The sequence below is a fragment of the Kocuria sp. HSID17590 genome, from assembly GCF_003989485.1.
GTDB classification, from domain to species: Bacteria; Actinomycetota; Actinomycetes; order Actinomycetales; family Micrococcaceae; genus Kocuria; species Kocuria salsicia.
Genome location: NZ_RBMB01000003.1, coordinates 49,600 through 66,751, shown reverse-complemented (window position 1 = coordinate 66,751; position 17,152 = coordinate 49,600). Strand labels below are relative to the sequence as shown.

Genomic DNA, 17,152 nt, shown 5'->3' with positions numbered 1-17,152 from the left:
AGGGGGTTGCACTAGCAAACGACACTCGTGAAGTGTGGGGCGTGTTCGAGAGCACAGACAGCTCCCACATCGAGAGGTGATCGAGATGCAGTCCAAGAAGACCCTGACCCTGACCGCCGCAGCCGTGGCCGTCCCGCTGCTCGTGGGGTGCGGACAGAGCGCTCAACCCTCCCAGTCCGCCGAGGCCGGAGAGACGACGGCGCAGGCGCAGCAGACCGCCACCACGGCCGCCTCGGCCCAGAGCTCGCAGGCTCCCGCGGCCGGCTCCGGTGCCGCGAGCACCGCGGACCCGGCGGCCACGACCACCGGTGAGACCACCGCCCAGGACACCGCCGGCTCGGGCACCACGCTGCCGGAGGTGACGGACCCGCTGGCCGGCACGGACGCCGAGACCGCACGGATCCCGGTGGAGCACCCGAAGTACGGCGATCTCGAGATCGTCACGTACCTCCAGATCACATCGGGAGGCGCGGCGCCGTCCGAGGGCGTCCCGAGCTACGCCGTGTACCAGAACGGTCACCCTGTGGGCTACGTCTCCTCCCCGGAGGGGACCAAGGTGGTCAACTTCTCCGACGGCAAGGCACTGGCCGGACAGACGTGGGAGGTCGGCAAGGACCACCCCGTGGACCGGTACGGCAACGTCTACATCTCCTACGACACCGGCTTGACCGTGCTGACGCCCACCGACAAGGGCTTCGACTCCCAGGGCACCATGCCCCCGGCCGAGGACGCGAAGTTCCCGTTCTCCCACGCGGGCCTGAAGCTCGACGCCGCCGGGCAGCCCACGGTGATCCAGAAGGTCGTGGACAAGGACGGCACCGAGACCGGAAAGACCGTGAACTGGACGTGGGAGAACAACACGTTCGTCCAGGAGAAGTGACGTCCTCGCCCCGGCGCGCAGTAGGAGCACGCGCCGGGGCAACGGCGTCCGCCGCACGAGAGCTCGCGCCGCAGCCGTCCGTGGCGCGGGCTCCGCGACCCCGGCACCGCAGCAGCGCCGGGGCCCAGCAGCCACCACACGAGAGCACCACCGCCCCACGAGAGGTGAACGACATGCGTTCCACCCGAACACTGACCCTGACCACTGCCCTTGTGGCGCTCCCCCTGCTCGCGGGCTGCGGGCAGGGTGGCCAGCCCGCCGAGGCAACCACGGCGGAGACCTCCCAGACCACGGCCCAGACCCAGGCCGCCGGGGAGTCGGAGGCCACCCCGAGCGCCCGGGGCACGACGTCGTCGAACGCCTCGCGCGGGGACGCCACCTCCGCTTCCCCCGCCGAGACACGCATGGCGAGCGCCCCGGAGGCGACCGGCGGGCAGGAGGGCGCAGGCTCGTCGACGCTGCCCACGGTCGCGGACCCGTGCGCCGGAACGTGCGACGAGACCACCCGGGCGACCGTCAACCACCCGAAGTTCGGGCCCATGGAGGTGGTGGCCTACACCCTGACCATCACCCCGGACACCGCGCCGCAGGGCAAGCGTGCGAGCTACGCCGTCTACCAGAACGGCAACCCGGTGGGCTACGTGTCCTCCCCCGAGAGCTCCTCGGTGATCACGTTCGGCAACGGCCCGGCCATGGGAGGCCAGCTTTGGGAGGTGGACCGCAAGAACCCCGTGGACAAGTACGGCAACGTGTACTTCTCCTCCAACTCGGGCGTCACGGTCATCAGCCCCTCGGACGGGGGCTTCGACTCCCACGGCACCATGCCGGGAGCCGAGGACCCGCAGTACCCCTTCCAGAACGCGGGCGTGAAGATCGACTCCTCCGGTGAGCCCACGGTCGTCCAGCACGTCACGGACAAGAACAACAACAACGCGGACACCGGCAAGACCGTGGACTGGACCTGGGACGGCTCGACGTTCGTGGCCCAGAAGTAGGTCACGGCTCCACCGCACGTTCCCACGAGGGCGGCCCCGCTGTAGCGGAGCCGCCCTCGTTCGTGCGTGGCCCCCTCTGGCCAGGGGCACGAGACCCCGCCGGGAACACGACCTTCGACGACCTTCGACGACCGAAAACCGGTCACGGTTCGGTCACACCTGGTTGCAATCGCAAATGTGGCCGGGGAGGGTGGATGTATTGGCGATCACAGAGATCTCCCCAACCGACGAGGTGAACGAGATGTACTCCACGAAGACCAAGACCCTGACCACCGCCGTTCTGGCCGTCCCGCTGCTCGTGGGCTGCGGGCAGAGCAGTGAGCCCCCGCAGGCCGCCGACGCCGCGTCGTCATCCGCCGCGAGCACCACCACTACCGCGAGCAGCGCCCCGAGTGCCGCGCGGAGCACCCAGGCGGCGACCCACCAGGCCCCCGCAGCTCCGACAGTGGGCAGCGCCGCCCCCACGGCTGAGGCCGGCCCCGAAGCACCCGCACCCTCCGCACCCCCCGCGCAGTCCCCGCCCATGCCGCCGAACAACGGCCCCACCGGGCCCGCGCTGCCCGCGGTCGAGGACCCCTGCGCCGGGGTGTGCACGGAGACGGCCCGGTTTCAGATGGACCACCCCACGCTCGGTGTCATGGAGATCCGCGCCTACGAGCGGGTGATGCACCCGGACACGGCTACCCAGGGCAAGCAGCCGAGCTACGCCGTGTACCAGGGCGACACCGCCGTGGACTACGTGGTCAACCCGGACGCCACCACCCTGGTCTCCTTCGGCCCCGCGCCCGTGATCGGCGACCAGGTCTGGGACATCGCGGGAGACACCCCTGTGGACCGGTACGGGAACGTGTACCTCAGCAGCAGCAGGGGTGTCACGGTCATCTCCCCCACGAAGGAGGGATACACCTCGCACGGCACCATTCCCGAGGCCAACCTGATCCCGCCCTTCCCCACCGACCCGGCCGGACTGCGGATCGACGCCTCCGGTGAGCCGACCATCCTGGTCAAGGACGTGACCTCTGGTGGCGCCCCCACGGGCAAGACCCTCGAGTACACCTGGAACGGGTCCACCTTCGTCGAGAGCAAGTAGGCACGGGGCCGTCACGACGTCGTGGGGGCAGCAGTGAAGGGCGCGACCCCTCGGGGGGTCGCGCCCTTCACGTGCGGCGTCTGTGCGTCCTGGTGCTCGCGCACTCGCGCGGTCAGGGACCGGGCCTCCAGCGGTTCGGGCGCCCAACGACAGCCGTGCGACCGCCGGACCACGGGGCTGCAGCGCCGTCCTCATGGGGCCGCGCCGGGCTCAGCGCTCGACGAGGATCCCGTCCTCGTCCGCCCACAGCGTCTTGCCGGGGCGGAAGGTGACACCGCCGAAGTTGAGGATCACGTCCGTCTCCCCGAAGTCGTTGGGCGAGGACTTGCGGGGGTTGGTGCCCAGGGCCTTCACGCCGATCTGCAGGGTGCCCAGCTCCACGCGGTCGCGCACCGGGGCGTTGATGACGAGCCCGACCCAGCCGTTCTCCATGGCGGTGCGGGCCACGTTGTCACCGAGCAGCGCGCAGTTCATGGAGCCCTGCCCGTCCACCACCAGCACCGCACCGTCACCGGGGGTGGCCACGAGCTTCTTGACGTCCACGTTGGACTCGAAGCAGCGCACCGTGCGGATGGGGCCGGTGAACTGGTGGACGCCGCCCACCGAGATGAACTGGGTGGTCACGGACTGCAGCTCGTCGCCGCGCTCGTCGTAGAGGTCGCACGTGGAGATGGACATGGCACTGGCCTTTCGTCGCGGACAAGGGGGCCGCGCGGCGTCGTCGTCGGATGGGCGGCGCGCTGCGCAAGAGCGCCCCGCACCGCGACCACGGCGACCTACGCGGCAGTAGGAACGTGACGGACGTTACGCGAGGTCCGAATCGAGTTCAACGGCCGGAGCGTGGCGCTGCAGGAAGCGGTACACCTCCGTCTCGTCCACGCCGGGGAACGCGCCAGCGGGCATCGCGGCGAGCATGTGGGTGGCCGGGCGGGCGGAGGGCCACGCCTGCCCGTCCCACAGCTCCGCGAGCGCGGGCGAGGGCTGCTGGCAGCACGCCGGGTCCGGGCAGGTGGAGGTGCGCCGGTAGTTCGTGGCCCGGCCCCGGAACCACTTCACGTGCTCGTAGGGCACCCCGAAGGAGATCGAGAACTCGCCGTGTTCGGAGCCCTCCACACGGGCGGAGCACCAGAACGTGCCGTGCGGGGTGTCCGTGTACTGGAAGTGCGAGAGCAGCCGGTTGGTCCCGGAGAAGGCCTGGCGCGCGGAGAAGAACCGGCACGCCCGCTGGCCCTCCACCGCACCGCTGTGGTCCGTGGGGAACTGGAGGCCGTCGTTCTGCCACGCCTTGTGGATGATCCCGGAGGAGTGCACCTTCTCGAAGTGCGTGGGGATCTCGAAGTGGTGGGTCATCAGGTTGGTCATGCGGTGGGCGGCCGTCTCGTGGGAGACCGCGAACGCGTCCCGCAGGTCGTCCACGGACAGCTCCCGCTGGGACTTGGCCCGGGCCAGGAGGTCCACCGCCGAGGCCTCGGGGATCATCAGCGCGGCGGCGAAGTAGTTGGTCTCCACCCGCTGCTCCAGGAACTCGCCGTAGTTCGCGGGCCGCCCGTGCCCCAGCAGGTGGTGGCCCACCGCCTGCAGCAGGACGGACCACGGGGATCCGCCGGCCGTGCTGGCGGGCAGGTAGAAGCGCCGGTTGCGCAGGTCCGTGACGGAGCGCGTGGAGTGCGGCAGGTCCGGGACCTGGTGGATCTCGAAGCCCACGTGCTCCACCAGCCGGGAGATGTGGTGCTCGGACAGCGGCCCGCCGGTGTGCCGGATGGCGGCGAGCAGCTCCGCGGCCATGGTCTCGATCCGCTCGAAGTAGTTGTTCACGCCCTGCATGCGGGCCCGTAGCTGCGTGTTGGCACGCCGGGCCTCCTCCGGGGTGGCGGCCTGCTCCTCGAGGCGCTGCCCGAGCTGCTGCTGCAGCGCGGCGAGCGCCTCGAGGGTCTCGGTGCTCATCCCCGGCCCCACCCGCACCGTGGGCAGCCCGAGCGCGGAGTACATGGGCCCGCGCTGCACCCGCTCCACCTGGATCTCCAGCTCCATGCGCCGGGAGGGTGCCTTGGAGCCGAGCAGCTGCTCCACGCCCATGTCCAGGGCCGCGGCGATCGCGGACAGCGCGCTGAGCTTGGGCTCGCGCTTGCCGTTCTCGATCAGGGACAGCGCGGACGGTGCCATCCCCGCGGTGCGCGCCAGTTCCTCCAGCGTGATCCGCAGCCGCTTGCGGCGGTAGCGGATGCGCCGGCCCAGCACGATCGGGTCCGCCGGATCCCCCGACTCCTCGGGCGGCACGTCCGGGGACGACGACGCCGCGCGGCCACCGCGAGCACCCGTCCTCCCGTTCCCCGCGGGAGCGGTGCGCTCGGTCGCGGAGGGGATGGGAGCGGCGTCGACGGTGCGACGGCGCCTACGGGGTCCTGTGTCCGGGGTCATAGTCCAATTTTAGACAGATTTTCCTCAGGCGTGAAGAAATCCATTTCTTCATCGGAAAAACCTCTAGGCGGGGGTGCAGATCCCGGCAAAAGTGGAACACATCAAGTTACCCGTGCGGAGCTTCCACCGAGGCCGCCGGCTCGAACGATCAAAGGAGACCGAGATGAGCAACGAGAACAGCAACCTCCGCAGCGCCGCCGAACTGGCCCGTGACTGGGAGGAGAACCCGCGCTGGGCGGGTGTGACCCGTGACTACGCGCCCGAGGAGGTCCTGCGTCTGCAGGGCTCCTTTCGAGAAGAGCACACCAACGCCCGCCGCGGGGCGGAGCGCCTCTGGTACCTGCTCAACTCGGAGGATTACATCAATGCTCTGGGCGCTCTGACCGGAAACCAGGCGGTCCAGCAGGTCAAGGCGGGCCTGAAGGCCATCTACCTCTCCGGCTGGCAGGTGGCCGGTGACGCCAACCTGGCGGGCCAGACCTACCCGGACCAGTCCCTCTACCCGGCGAACTCGGTTCCCCAGGTGGTGCGCCGGATCAACAACGCCCTGAAGCGTGCGGACCAGATCGAGCACGCCGAGGACGTCCACACCGTGGAGAACTGGATGGCGCCGATCGTCGCGGACGCGGAGGCCGGCTTCGGCGGACCGCTCAACGCGTTCGAGCTCATGAAGTCCATGATCGACGCCGGTGCGGCGGGTGTGCACTGGGAGGACCAGCTGGCCTCCGAGAAGAAGTGCGGCCACCTGGGCGGCAAGGTGCTGATCCCCACCCAGCAGCACATCCGCACCCTCAACGCGGCCCGCCTGGCGGCGGACGTGGAGGACGTCCCCAGCATCATCATCGCCCGCACGGACGCCGAGGCGGCCACGCTGATCACCTCGGACATCGACGAGCAGGACGCCGAGTTCATCACCGGCGAGCGCACCGCGGAGGGCTTCTACAAGGTCCGCAACGGCATCGAGCCCTGCATCGCCCGCGCCAAGGCGTACGCGCCGTACTCCGACCTCATCTGGATGGAGACCGGCACGCCGGACCTCGAGCTGGCCCGCAAGTTCGCGGAGTCCGTGCACGAGGAGTTCCCGGACCAGATGCTGGCGTACAACTGCTCGCCGTCCTTCAACTGGAAGAAGCACCTGGACGACGACACCATCGCCAAGTTCCAGCGCGAGCTGGCCGCCATGGGCTACCGCTTCCAGTTCATCACCCTGGCGGGCTTCCACGCCCTGAACTACTCGATGTTCGACCTGGCCCACGGCTACGCCCGCAACCAGATGTCGGCGTACGTGGAGCTGCAGGAGCGCGAGTTCGCCGCCGAGGAGCGCGGCTACACCGCCACCCGCCACCAGCGCGAGGTGGGCACGGGGTACTTCGACCTGGTCTCCCAGGTGGTCAACCCGAACTCCTCGACCATCGCCCTCAAGGGCTCCACCGAGAGCGCCCAGTTCTGATCCGCCCCGCGCGGCAGCGCTGACACAGATTCGCGGAGGCCGGTGCACGGTCACCGAGGCCAACGAACTCCGGGCACCCGGCCTCCGCGTTCACCTCATCCGCGGGTGATGGAGGGGTCTCCTCAGCCCTCCGGCGGACACAGAACCGCCCCGGCACCGCACCATGACGCGGCCGCCGGGGCGGTTCTTCCGTGCGCGGGGAACAGCCGCCGCGGCTACTCCGAGGGCGCGTCCTTGAGGTAGTTGGTGATGCGCACCGTGCACAGCCTGCGGCCGGTGTCGATGTGGGTGATGACCACCTCGTGGCTCGTCATGGTGCGGCCCAGGCGGATGGCTGTGGCCACGCCGCGCACCCGGCCGCTCGTGGCGGAGGAGTGGTGGGTGGCGTTGATGTCCACACCCACGGCCACTTTGCCCATCGTGGAGCCGTGGATCACGGCGGCCCAGGAGCCAAGCATCTCGCCCAGCGCCACGGACGCGCCGCCGTGCAGCAGCCCGAGGGACTGCCTGTTGCCCTCCACGGGCATGGTGGCGACGACCCGCTCGGCGGAGCGCTCCTCCACCTCCACGCCCATCTTGCGGTCCAGCTCGCCCAGCTCGAGGTTCAGGGCGTCGAAGGGCCTGCCCTTCTGCTCGTCGGACGACGCCGCGCGCCGCCGGTTCTCCACGCGTGCGTCCGCGGGGGTCGGGTCCTCGTGCATGTTCACTCCTCGTGGTGGTGGCACGACGCCGCCCGCGCGCCCGCGCGGGCAGGGTGCCGCGGCGCCGTCGGGCCCGGTGGACCGGGCCGAACGGCCATGGTGACTCTGTGTGACCTAAGGTTATCCTGGACCAAATACTGACCGATCGTTCGGCTACCGCCTCGACACCCGGAGGACCCAGCGTGAGCACCCAGACCCAGGCGCCCGAGACCAGCGCCCCGCAGATCCTGCCCAGCTTCGTGAGGGGCCAGTGGTGGCGCCCGGACGATCCGCAGAAGGTCACGGACGTGAAGGACGCCACCACCGGCGAGCTGGTGGCCCGCGTGAGCACGGACGGCCTCGACACCGCCGGTGCCGTGGAGTACGCCCGCACCGTGGGGCAGGCCTCGCTGGGGCAGCTGCGCATCCACGACCGCGCGCTGATCCTCAAGCAGCTCGCCCAGCACCTCGGGGAGCACAAGGGGCAGCTGTACGAGCTCTCCTACGCGACCGGCTCCACCGCGAAGGACCACCTGATCGACGTCGACGGCGGCATCGGCACCCTCTTCACGTTCTCCTCCAAGGGTCGCCGCGAGCTGCCGAACGCGAACGTGGTCGTGGACGGTGCCGTGGAGCAGCTCTCCCGGGACGGCTCGTTCCTGGGCGAGCACGTCTACACCCGGCTGCCCGGCGTGGCCGTGCAGATCAACGCGTTCAACTTCCCCGTGTGGGGCATGCTCGAGAAGTTCGCGCCCGCGTTCATCGCCGGGGTGCCCACCATCGTGAAGCCTGCAACCCCCACCGGCTACGTCACCGAGGCGTGCGTGCGGCTCATGCTGGACTCCGGGCTGCTGCCCGAGGGGTCTCTGCAGCTGATCTCCGGCTCCGCCCGGGATCTGCTGGACCACCTGGACGCCCGCGACCACGTGGCGTTCACGGGTTCGGCGGCCACGGCCCGCTCCCTGCGCGGCCACACCAACGTGGCGGAGAACGGGGTGCGCTTCACCGCGGAGACCGACTCCCTGAACGCCGCGATCATGGCCCCGGACGTCACCGAGGACTCCCCCGAGTTCGAGGCGTTCGTGAAGTCCGTGGTCCTGGAGATCACCGCCAAGGCCGGGCAGAAGTGCACCGCGATCCGCCGGGTGATCGTGCCGGAGCAGCTCAAGGCCGCCGTGGTCGCGGCGATCCGCGAGCGGGTGGCCCAGCGCGCCGTCGTCGGGGACCCGCGGGACACCGCCACCACCGTGGGCCCGCTCGCATCGGAGGACCAGTACTTCGAGGTGCTGCGCTCGGTGCGCACCCTGATCGACGCCGGCGCCACCGTGGAGCTGGGCGGACCCGAGGAGCTCTCCTCCGTGCCCCAGCACGGCGCGTTCTTCCCCGTCACCGTGCTCTCGTTCGACGACGCCCGCACCCCCGCCGTGCACGAGGTCGAGGCGTTCGGCCCGGTCACCTCCGTGCTCGGCTACTCGGGGGACGTGGCGGACGCCGTGCAGATCGCCGCGCTCGGCGGCGGCTCCCTGGTGGCCACTGTCTGCACCCACTCCCCCGAGCTCGCGGCGCAGTTCGCCTCCGGGATCGGCGCGTACCACGGGCGCGTGCTCTTCCTGGACCGCGACGACGCCAGGACCTCCACGGGCCACGGCTCCCCCGTGCCGCACCTGGTCCACGGCGGCCCCGGCCGCGCGGGCGGCGGCGAGGAGCTGGGTGGCGTGCGCGCGGTGAAGCACTACATGCAGCGCACCGCCGTGCAGGGCTCCCCGGACCTGCTGACCGGGATCACCGGGCAGTGGCACTGGGGCGCGAGCGCCAACACCGTGACCCGCGAGGACGTGGAGAACGGCACCGGCGAGCACCCGTTCCGGAAGTCGCTGGAGACCCTGCAGATCGGCGACCAGTTCGTCTCGGACCTGCGCACCGTGAGGCTCGAGGACATCCTGGAGTTCGCGGAGAAGACCGGGGACACGTTCTACGCGCACACGGACGAGGAGGCCGCCACGGCCAACCCGTTCTTCCCGCGCCGCGTGGCCCACGGCTACCTGCTGGTCTCCTGGGCCGCCGGGCTGTTCGTGGAGCCCGCACCGGGGCCCGTGCTCGCCAACTACGGGCTGGAGAACCTGCGCTTCATCACCCCGGTCACCTACGACGACGCCATCCGGGTCACCCTGACCGCCAAGAAGATCACGCCGCGCGTCACGGACGAGTACGGCGAGGTGGCGTGGGACGCCCGCCTCACCAACCAGAACGACGAGATCGTGGCCACCTACGACGTCCTCACGCTGGTCGCCAAGCAGTGGCAGGTGTCGGAGGCCTGAGCGGCCGATCATTCGAGGCGCCGACGGCGCTGGCCCTCCACAGAACTGGCCCGTGGTCCTGGTGGATATGGAAAGGGCCGGCAGTGGGCAACGCTCCCTATACTTCTTTATAGTTGACCTGCTTCTATAAAGGATTATCCATGCAGCGCTCTCCCTACACGCCTGGCGAGGTCACGACGTTCCTTCCCGGACGGGAAACGCACATGCGACGCCTGCGTTCCCAGATGCAGCATGTCGCGGACGAAGGCGCGTTCATCGCTCGCCCCCGCGTATACGTGGGGAGCCGAGGGGTAGGGAAGACCTCCCTGTTGAGATACGCGCAGAAAGTCGCGCGCGAACGGGGGCTGGCAACGGTCTGGATCACCGCCGGTGATGCCGGTCTCCTGCCGGTGCTCTCCGCGGAACTGCAGAGGCTGACCAGGACGTGGCACTCCTCGGCCGCACAGGAGATCGCGGCACTGGTTCGGAACCTCGAATTCTCCCTGAGCATTCCGGGGCTCGGCGTGAGCAGCGGTCCGGGCCAGCGCCCAACATCCGTCGAGGCACCCGGGCAGGCACTCGAAGCGCTGATCGGCGCCACTGCAAGCGCGCTGCACAAGAAAGGTGGAGGCCTGGCAATCTTCATCGATGAACTCCAAGCAGCCGATCGCATCGCGCTGAAGGCCTTGGCATATGCGTGGCAGCATCTCCGGTCCCAGGAGGGCGATGACCTGCCTGCCACTCTGATCGCCGCCGGACTCGGCCACACCTCAGACGTAGTCACGGATGCCGCCACCTTCGGTGAGCGCTTCGAGTTCATCCGTTTGAAGGATCTCAGCCGGGAGGCCGCGTACGAGGCTCTCTCCGGACCCGCCGAGGGTCTCGAGGTCTCATGGCACCACCGGGCCGTCGAGGCGGTCCTGGACCGAGCGAACGGCTACCCGCACTTTCTCCAGCTCTGGGCGCACGCCGCGTGGGAGGCCGCGGGTTCCCCCGACCCCGGGGGGACGATCACGGCGGGCGCCGTCGAGGCTTCCGAGGACGAAGTGCTCGAGCAACTCGACGTCTTCTACCGCACGAGGTGGGGCAAGGCCACACCCGCGGAACGAGACCTCCTCCGTGCAGTGGCGCAGCAGACGAGCCCCACTCCGCGCAGGGCCGATGTTGCCGCATCACTCGGGAAGCCGACCACCGCGATCAGCATGGCCCGGCGATCCCTCATGGACAAGGGCATCCTGGATTCCCCTGGGCGAGGCCTGCTGTCTTTCACCGCTCCTGGTTTCAGCGAATACATCCTCGAGTACGAAGGCACGGAGGACTGACATCTGCGCCCCCATCCCGTGAACAGGGCCCACGTCAACGCATGATGGCGAGCGTGGTGCAGCCCAGGTCCGAGGTGGGGCGGAACCCCAGGGAGCGGTAGAGCTTCACCACGTGGCGGTTCCAGAGGGGATCGTCCGTGGTGATGTACGTCTGACGGATGTGCCCGGTCTCGGTCAGGACCTGCTCCAGCAGGGCCCGCCCTACCCCACCACGCTGGTGCGCCGGATCCACCAGGAGGTCCTGGATGTACGCCACGGTGGCACCGTCGCCCACCACACGCACCAGCCCCACGAGCTCGGCCGCCTCCCAGGCGGAGAGCACCAGCCAGGAGTTCTCGATCATCGGCCCGAAGTCCTCGGGGCGACGCGTGTAGGAACTCCACCCCACGGCGTCGTACAGGCGGATCAGCGCGGCACGGTCGATGGACCGTGATCGGGAGAATTCCATGGCGTCACCTTTCCATGCCGTCCCCTGGGAGCGCTCGACGGCGGCTACGCTCGCAGGCCCGAGAAGACCATCGTCACCACGGTGTCCGCGAGCTGGTCCACCGTGCCCGAGCGGCCGGGCTGGTACCAGTCCACGATCGAGTTGACCATGCCCAGCATCAGACGCGGCGCGGACTTCCCGGAGATGTCCGTGCGCAGCTCCCCCAGTTCCTGTGCCTCGCGCACCAGGTCCTCCACCGTGCGGGTCAGGGTGCGACGGCGCTGCAGCGCGGCCTCCTCGACCTCCGAGTTCCCGCGCAGCCGCAGCAGCAGGGTCACGTAGGGCATCTGGTCCACGAGCACCCGCACCGAGCCGTCGAGGATCGCCTCGAGCTTGTTAACCGGCCCGTGGTCCGAGGCCAGCACGGACTCGAAAACCGCCTCCAGCGAGTCCAGCGCACGGTCCAGGGCCTGGCCGAGGATCGCCTCCTTGGACTCCACGTGGTGGTAGATCGCGGACTTGGAGATCCCCAGGTGCTTGGAGAGGGTCCCCATGGAGGTGGCGTCGTAGCCGTAGCGGTTGAAGACGTCCACGCACACGGACAGCAGGGTCTCGCGGTCGTACCCGGGACGGCCCCGCTTGGGGGCCGCCGCGGCGTCGTCGGAGGCGGGGGAAGTGCTCGCGGGGGGCATGGACGGGGACCTCGACCTTCTGTCGGGCTGTCGGGAACGGAGAACCTCAGGTTACCGGCTCGTCACCTGGGCTCCACCGCCGCAGCGGCCCCCGGCAACGCCGGAACTCACTTGTCGCGGTGGTCGTACACGCGCCGCAGCTTCCCGGAGGAACGGGCCAGGGTGTCCGGCTCGGCGATGTCGATCGTGGCGCTGGAGCCGATCTTCGTCTTGATCTCGTGCAGCAGCCGACGACCGCCCTCCTCCGCCTCCTCGCGGGTGGCGTCCTCGCGGCGCTCGATGTGGATGGTCATCTGGTCCATGCGGTGCGGCCGGGTGATCTCCAGCGTGAAGTGCGGGGACAGCGCCGGGATCTTCAGCGCGAGCTCCTCGATCTGCGACGGGAACAGGTTCACGCCGCGCAGGATGATCATGTCGTCCGAGCGCCCCGTGATCCGGCCCATGCGCCGGTGGCCGGGGCGGGCGGTGCCGGGCAGCAGCCGGGTGAGGTCGTGCGTGCGGTAGCGGATGATCGGCAACGCCTGCTTGGTCAGCGCGGTGAAGACCAGCTCACCGGGACGGCCGGTGGGCAGCACGGTGTCGTCGAAGGGATCGATGATCTCGGGACGGAAGTGGTCCTCCCAGATGTGCGAGCCGTCCTTCGTCTCGCAGGACTCGCCGGCCACGCCGGGGCCCATGACCTCGGAGAGGCCGTAGATGTCGCACGCCGTGATGTCGAAGGTCTTCTCGATCTCGTGGCGCATCTCCTCGGTCCACGGCTCCGCCCCGAGCACCGCGTGCTTCAGGGAGGTCTCCCGCGGGTCGAGACCGAGCTTGCGGAAGCCGTCCGCGATGGTGAGCAGGTAGGTGGGGGTGGAGAGGATGGCCTGCGGCTCGAAGTCCCGGATGAGCTGCACCTGCTTCTCCGTCTGCCCTCCGGACATCGGGATCACGGCGCACCCCAGGCGCTCCGCACCGTAGTGGGCGCCCAGCCCGCCGGTGAACAGCCCGTAGCCGTACGCGTTGTGCACCTTGTCCCCGGGCTTCATGCCCGAGAGGCGGAAGCAGCGTGCCACGAGGGTCCCCCACGTCTGCAGGTCCTCCTCCGTGTAGGCCACCACGGTGGGCTGCCCGGTGGTGCCCGACGACGCGTGGATGCGCCGGATCTCGGACATGGGCGTGGCGAAGGACTTGAACGGGTAGGCCTTGCGCAGGAACTCCTTGTCCGTGTACGGGAACTTCGCGAGGTCCTCGAGCTCCCGGAAGTCGTCCGGGTGCACCCCGTGCTCGTCGAAGAGCTCCCTGTAGGCGGGCACGTTCTCGTACGCGTAGTGCAGGGTCCAGTTCAGGCGCTCCGTCTGCAGCTCCTCGATCTGGTCCCGGCTCATCAGCTCCTCGGGGTCCGGCTGCGAGGAGTCCTCGGAGGCCACGGGGTGGTACGGGTTGGGCACGGAGCACGACGTCATGGGTTCACGCTTTCTGGCGAAGGGGCACGGTGCGGCTGCGGCCGCGGAACTGGGCGACGACGTCCCCGCCCTGGGTGGAGACGGTGATGTCGCACAGGCCGCTGCGCCCGGTGGTGGCGATCTGGCGGCCCTCCGCGACGAGGGTCTGGCCCGGGTGGGCCGAGCTGAGGAAGTTGATGTCCACGCCCTGGGCCACGGTCATGGAGGTGCCGTCCGGATCGGGGTCGTTGCACGTCATGGCGAAGCACGAGTCCGCGAGCGCGAAGATCATCCCGCCGTGCACGATGCCGAAGCCGTTGAGCATCTCCTCCCGCACGGGCATGGAGATCACGCAGTGCCCGGGGTCCGCGCGCTGCACGGTGATCCCCAGCCACTCGGAGGCGCGGTCGCCGGTGAGGACGGGATGGTGTGGCACGGGGGTGCTCCTCAGATTTTTTGAACGATCGGTCAGTAGGTAACCGCGAAATGTGACGTGTGTCAACCAGTTTCGCGGCTCCACGGCGCCGTCGTCACCCCTGCCGGGCCATTGGCGACCTCCTGCCTGCCGGGCGGAAAATGTGTTGACGACCACACCGGGGGCCTATATTCTGAACGAGCGGTCAGTTATTATTGCCGGCAGCGTACAGAGTTCATCCTCCGCTCCCATCTCACCCGCGAACCGAGGACACACACCATGACTGAGCAGACCACCTCTGCGGAGCAGGCGGAGCCCACCGCCGAGCAGCAGCACTTCGAGCACCTCATCAGCGAGGACTCCCGCGTGGAGCCCCGGGACTGGATGCCGGAGGCCTACCGGAAGAGCCTGACCCGCCAGGTCTCCCAGCACGCGCACTCCGAGATCATCGGCATGCAGCCGGAGGCCAACTGGATCACCCGCGCCCCGAGCCTCAAGCGCAAGGCCGTGCTGATGGCCAAGGTCCAGGACGAGGCCGGCCACGGGCTGTACCTCTACTCCGCCGCGGAGACGCTGGGCACCCCGCGCTCCGTGCTCAACGAGCAGCTGCTGAGCGGCAAGGCCAAGTACTCCTCGATCTTCAACTACCCGGCCCGCACCTGGGCGGACATGGGCGCCATCGGCTGGCTCGTGGACGGTGCCGCGATCTGCAACCAGGTGCCCCTGTGCCGCGCCTCCTACGGCCCGTACGGCCGCGCGATGGTGCGCATCTGCAAGGAGGAGTCCTTCCACCAGCGCCAGGGCTGGGAGATCCTCTACGAGCTCTCCCACGGCACCGAGGCCCAGAAGCAGATGGCGCAGGACGCCGTGAACCGCTTCTACGGCCCCGCCCTGCAGATGTTCGGCCCCCCGGACGCCGACTCCCCCAACTCGCAGCAGTCCATGCAGTGGAACATCAAGCGTTTCTCCAACGACGAGCTGCGCCAGCGCTTCGTGGACATGATCGTCCCGCAGGCCGAGGCCCTGGGCCTGACCCTGCCAGACCCGGACCTGAAGTGGAACGAGGCCCGCGGCCACTACGACTACGGCCAGCTGGACTGGAACGAGTTCATGTCCGTGATCAAGGGCTCCGGCCCGTGCAACGTGCAGCGCATGAAGCGCCGCCGCGAGGCCCACGCCAACGGCGCCTGGGTCCGCGAGGCGGCCGAGGCCTACGCCCAGCGGCAGGCGCGCCAGGCCGCCGAGGCGGAGGCGGCGACGTCGTCCCCCGAGGCCGGCGTGGAGATCGACGAGACCACCGTGGTGGCGGGCCGCGGCTCCGCCGAGCTGATCGGAGCCCGAGCATGAGCGAGAACCAGACCGGCAACTGGCCCCTGTGGGAGGTCTTCGTGCGCTCCTCGCGCGGGCTGTCCCACGTGCACGCGGGCTCCCTGCACGCACCGGACGCCACCATGGCCGTGCGCAACGCGCGTGACCTCTACACCCGGCGCAACGAGGGCACGAGCGTGTGGGTGGTCCCCGCGGACGCCATCACGGCCTCGGACCCGGACTCCAAGGGCGGCTACTTCGAGTCCGCGCAGGGCAAGAGCTACCGCCACGCCACGTACTACACCAAGAGCGAAGGGGTGAAGCACCTGTGAGCGCGTTCGCCTCCCACGACTCCGCCACCAAGCAGTCCGCGGGTGACGCGATCACCGCCGAGGAGATCGCGGAGACCGGCGGCAAGGCCTCCGAGGCCGTGGCCCAGTACGCCCTGCGCCTCGGCGACGACGCCCTGATGCTGTCCCAGCGCCTGGGCTGGTGGATCTCCCGGGCCCCCGAGCTCGAGGAGGACATCGCGCTCGGCAACATCGCGCTGGACCTCATCGGCCACGCACGCTTCCTGCTGACCTACGCGGGCTCCGCGTGGGGGAAGACCGAGGACGAGCTCGCGTACTTCCGCAACGAGGAGGAGTTCCGCTCCGTGCGCCTCGTGGAGCGGGAGAACGGGGACTTCGGCCAGACCATCGCGCGCCAGCTGCTGTTCTCCTTCTACCAGTACGAGCTCTACTCGGCGCTGCAGTCCTCCACGGACCAGACCCTGGCCGCGATCGCGGACAAGGCGCTGAAGGAGGTCGAGTACCACCAGGACCACGCCGCCCAGTGGATTCTGCGCCTGGGCCTCGGCACCGAGGAGTCCAAGCGGCGCATCCAGGAGGGGCTCTACTACATGTGGCCCTACCTGGACGAGCTGTTCGCGGACGAGCCCCTGCACGACGTGCTCGAGGGCATCGCCGTGCGGCCCTCCAGCCTGCGCGAGCGGACCATGGACCGCATCACCGCCCTGCTGGCGGAGGCCGAGCTCGAGGTTCCGAACGTGGCCCAGGCCCGGCTCTCCGCCGCACCGCGTGACGGCTCCTACTCCGAGTACCGCGGGTACATCCTCGCCGAGATGCAGTGGCTCGCCCGCCAGCATCCCGGCGCCACGTGGTGAGCACCGTGTTCTCCCGCGTTCCGCCCCGTTCGCTGCCGCCCACGGGCGGCGTGGCGCCCCGGGAGGTCCCCCTGGGGCCCTCCCGGCGCCCGGACGACGCGCGCGACGCCGCCCTGTGGGACGTCGCCGCCACCGTGTGCGACCCCGAGATCCCCGTGCTCACGCTCGAGGACCTCGGGGTGCTGCGGGACGCCGTGGCCGGGGAGGGCGAGAACGTCGTCGTCATCACCCCCACCTACTCCGGCTGCCCCGCCATGGACACCATGGCCGCGGACCTCGAAGCCGCGGTCACCGCCGCCGGGTACGAGAACGTGCGCGTGGTGCAGGTGCTGCGCCCGGCGTGGACCACGGACTGGATGTCCCCCGAGGGCCAGGCCAAGCTGCGCGAGTACGGCATCGCCCCGCCCACCGGGCGCACGGCCGCCGGCCACAACTCCGGACCGGTGCGGCTGAGCCTGGCCGTGAAGTGCCCGCACTGCAGCTCCCTGGACACCCGCGAGATGACCCGCTTCGGGTCCACGTCCTGCAAGGCCCTGTGGGTCTGCAACGACTGCAAAGAACCCTTCGACTACTTCAAGGTGCACTGATC

At 69.7% G+C, this 17,152-nt stretch carries 17 protein-coding genes; 10 read left to right on the top strand and 7 right to left on the bottom strand.

The window, feature by feature from the left end; translation table 11 throughout:
* The first annotated feature begins 85 nt into the window (after positions 1–85).
* The 3 genes from D8M39_RS01240 to D8M39_RS01230 all read left to right on the top strand — a co-directional run bounded on the left by D8M39_RS01240 (position 86) and on the right by D8M39_RS01230 (position 2,965).
* Complete coding sequence (locus D8M39_RS01240) at positions 86–880, top strand: hypothetical protein (protein WP_194074920.1); 795 nt, start codon at positions 86–88, stop codon at positions 878–880.
* A 173-nt stretch (positions 881–1,053) separates the two neighbouring features.
* A complete protein-coding gene (locus tag D8M39_RS01235; RefSeq protein WP_094394579.1) occupies positions 1,054–1,875 on the top strand; it encodes a hypothetical protein in 822 nt (273 codons plus the stop codon).
* Between the two features lie 241 nt (positions 1,876–2,116).
* Positions 2,117–2,965, top strand: coding sequence for a hypothetical protein (locus D8M39_RS01230; RefSeq protein WP_126874225.1), 849 nt, complete (start codon positions 2,117–2,119; stop codon positions 2,963–2,965).
* Positions 2,966–3,175: 210 nt separating this feature from the next.
* On the opposite strand, the gene rraA is transcribed toward D8M39_RS01230, so the two are convergent.
* Positions 3,176–3,643: a ribonuclease E activity regulator RraA gene (rraA, locus tag D8M39_RS01225; RefSeq protein ID WP_126874224.1), complete on the bottom strand. Its 468-nt coding sequence runs from the start codon at positions 3,641–3,643 to the stop codon at positions 3,176–3,178.
* A gap of 126 nt (positions 3,644–3,769) precedes the next feature.
* On the bottom strand, positions 3,770–5,383 hold the full coding sequence (locus D8M39_RS01220; protein WP_238693897.1) for an XRE family transcriptional regulator: 1,614 nt from the start codon (positions 5,381–5,383) through the stop codon (positions 3,770–3,772).
* Positions 5,384–5,546: 163 nt separating this feature from the next.
* Here D8M39_RS01220 and aceA point away from each other — a divergent pair, with 163 nt between their 5' ends.
* Positions 5,547–6,833, top strand: coding sequence for an isocitrate lyase (gene aceA, locus D8M39_RS01215; RefSeq protein WP_055082380.1), 1,287 nt, complete (start codon positions 5,547–5,549; stop codon positions 6,831–6,833).
* A 215-nt stretch (positions 6,834–7,048) separates the two neighbouring features.
* On the opposite strand, the gene D8M39_RS01210 is transcribed toward aceA, so the two are convergent.
* Positions 7,049–7,534, bottom strand: coding sequence for a PaaI family thioesterase (locus D8M39_RS01210; RefSeq protein ID WP_198145156.1), 486 nt, complete (start codon positions 7,532–7,534; stop codon positions 7,049–7,051).
* Between the two features lie 182 nt (positions 7,535–7,716).
* Between D8M39_RS01210 and paaZ the strand changes: the two genes are divergently transcribed.
* Together paaZ and D8M39_RS01200 are read left to right on the top strand one after the other, a co-directional pair.
* The gene (paaZ, locus tag D8M39_RS01205) at positions 7,717–9,831 is read left to right on the top strand and encodes a phenylacetic acid degradation bifunctional protein PaaZ (protein WP_126874223.1); all 2,115 of its coding nucleotides are present in this window, start codon (positions 7,717–7,719) and stop codon (positions 9,829–9,831) included.
* A gap of 140 nt (positions 9,832–9,971) precedes the next feature.
* A complete protein-coding gene (locus D8M39_RS01200) occupies positions 9,972–11,132 on the top strand; it encodes an AAA family ATPase (protein WP_055082376.1) in 1,161 nt (386 codons plus the stop codon).
* A gap of 34 nt (positions 11,133–11,166) precedes the next feature.
* On the opposite strand, the gene D8M39_RS01195 is transcribed toward D8M39_RS01200, so the two are convergent.
* The 4 genes from D8M39_RS01195 to D8M39_RS01180 all read right to left on the bottom strand — a co-directional run bounded on the left by D8M39_RS01195 (position 11,167) and on the right by D8M39_RS01180 (position 14,111).
* Positions 11,167–11,580 (bottom strand): GNAT family N-acetyltransferase, encoded by a 414-nt coding sequence (locus D8M39_RS01195; protein WP_055082374.1) that lies wholly within the window; start codon positions 11,578–11,580, stop codon positions 11,167–11,169.
* Between the two features lie 44 nt (positions 11,581–11,624).
* The gene (locus D8M39_RS01190; RefSeq protein ID WP_055082372.1) at positions 11,625–12,251 is read right to left on the bottom strand and encodes a TetR/AcrR family transcriptional regulator; all 627 of its coding nucleotides are present in this window, start codon (positions 12,249–12,251) and stop codon (positions 11,625–11,627) included.
* Positions 12,252–12,358: 107 nt separating this feature from the next.
* A complete protein-coding gene (locus tag D8M39_RS01185) occupies positions 12,359–13,696 on the bottom strand; it encodes a phenylacetate--CoA ligase family protein (RefSeq protein WP_094393147.1) in 1,338 nt (445 codons plus the stop codon).
* Between the two features lie 4 nt (positions 13,697–13,700).
* Positions 13,701–14,111, bottom strand: a complete 411-nt coding sequence (locus D8M39_RS01180; RefSeq protein WP_094393148.1) for a PaaI family thioesterase — start codon at positions 14,109–14,111, stop codon at positions 13,701–13,703.
* A 258-nt stretch (positions 14,112–14,369) separates the two neighbouring features.
* Between D8M39_RS01180 and paaA the strand changes: the two genes are divergently transcribed.
* From paaA to paaD, 4 genes are read left to right on the top strand one after another with little or no spacing between them, the layout of a single operon-like run.
* A complete protein-coding gene (paaA, locus tag D8M39_RS01175) occupies positions 14,370–15,437 on the top strand; it encodes a 1,2-phenylacetyl-CoA epoxidase subunit PaaA (protein ID WP_094393149.1) in 1,068 nt (355 codons plus the stop codon).
* Positions 15,434–15,730, top strand: a complete 297-nt coding sequence (gene paaB, locus D8M39_RS01170; protein WP_055082364.1) for a 1,2-phenylacetyl-CoA epoxidase subunit PaaB — start codon at positions 15,434–15,436, stop codon at positions 15,728–15,730. Before paaA ends, paaB begins: the two co-directional genes overlap by 4 nt.
* Entirely contained in the window at positions 15,727–16,563 is an 837-nt protein-coding gene (gene paaC / locus D8M39_RS01165; protein ID WP_126874222.1) for a 1,2-phenylacetyl-CoA epoxidase subunit PaaC, read from the top strand. The genes paaB and paaC overlap by 4 nt, the downstream gene beginning before the upstream one ends.
* A gap of 5 nt (positions 16,564–16,568) precedes the next feature.
* The gene (paaD, locus tag D8M39_RS01160) at positions 16,569–17,150 is read left to right on the top strand and encodes a 1,2-phenylacetyl-CoA epoxidase subunit PaaD (protein ID WP_305778365.1); all 582 of its coding nucleotides are present in this window, start codon (positions 16,569–16,571) and stop codon (positions 17,148–17,150) included.
* The last annotated feature ends 2 nt before the right edge of the window (positions 17,151–17,152 follow it).

What these genes read in the sequence shown, in the direction of transcription:
- D8M39_RS01240 (WP_194074920.1), top strand. Translation starts at nt 86, where the DNA reads ATGCAGTCCAAGAAGACCCTGACCCTGACCGCCGCAGCCGTGGCCGTC.
- D8M39_RS01235 (WP_094394579.1), top strand. Translation starts at nt 1,054, where the DNA reads ATGCGTTCCACCCGAACACTGACCCTGACCACTGCCCTTGTGGCGCTC.
- D8M39_RS01230 (WP_126874225.1), top strand. Translation starts at nt 2,117, where the DNA reads ATGTACTCCACGAAGACCAAGACCCTGACCACCGCCGTTCTGGCCGTC.
- rraA (WP_126874224.1), bottom strand. Translation starts at nt 3,643, where the DNA reads ATGTCCATCTCCACGTGCGACCTCTACGACGAGCGCGGCGACGAGCTG.
- D8M39_RS01220 (WP_238693897.1), bottom strand. Translation starts at nt 5,383, where the DNA reads ATGACCCCGGACACAGGACCCCGTAGGCGCCGTCGCACCGTCGACGCC.
- aceA (WP_055082380.1), top strand. Translation starts at nt 5,547, where the DNA reads ATGAGCAACGAGAACAGCAACCTCCGCAGCGCCGCCGAACTGGCCCGT.
- D8M39_RS01210 (WP_198145156.1), bottom strand. Translation starts at nt 7,534, where the DNA reads ATGCACGAGGACCCGACCCCCGCGGACGCACGCGTGGAGAACCGGCGG.
- D8M39_RS01200 (WP_055082376.1), top strand. Translation starts at nt 9,972, where the DNA reads ATGCAGCGCTCTCCCTACACGCCTGGCGAGGTCACGACGTTCCTTCCC.
- D8M39_RS01195 (WP_055082374.1), bottom strand. Translation starts at nt 11,580, where the DNA reads ATGGAATTCTCCCGATCACGGTCCATCGACCGTGCCGCGCTGATCCGC.
- D8M39_RS01190 (WP_055082372.1), bottom strand. Translation starts at nt 12,251, where the DNA reads ATGCCCCCCGCGAGCACTTCCCCCGCCTCCGACGACGCCGCGGCGGCC.
- D8M39_RS01185 (WP_094393147.1), bottom strand. Translation starts at nt 13,696, where the DNA reads ATGACGTCGTGCTCCGTGCCCAACCCGTACCACCCCGTGGCCTCCGAG.
- paaA (WP_094393149.1), top strand. Translation starts at nt 14,370, where the DNA reads ATGACTGAGCAGACCACCTCTGCGGAGCAGGCGGAGCCCACCGCCGAG.
- paaB (WP_055082364.1), top strand. Translation starts at nt 15,434, where the DNA reads ATGAGCGAGAACCAGACCGGCAACTGGCCCCTGTGGGAGGTCTTCGTG.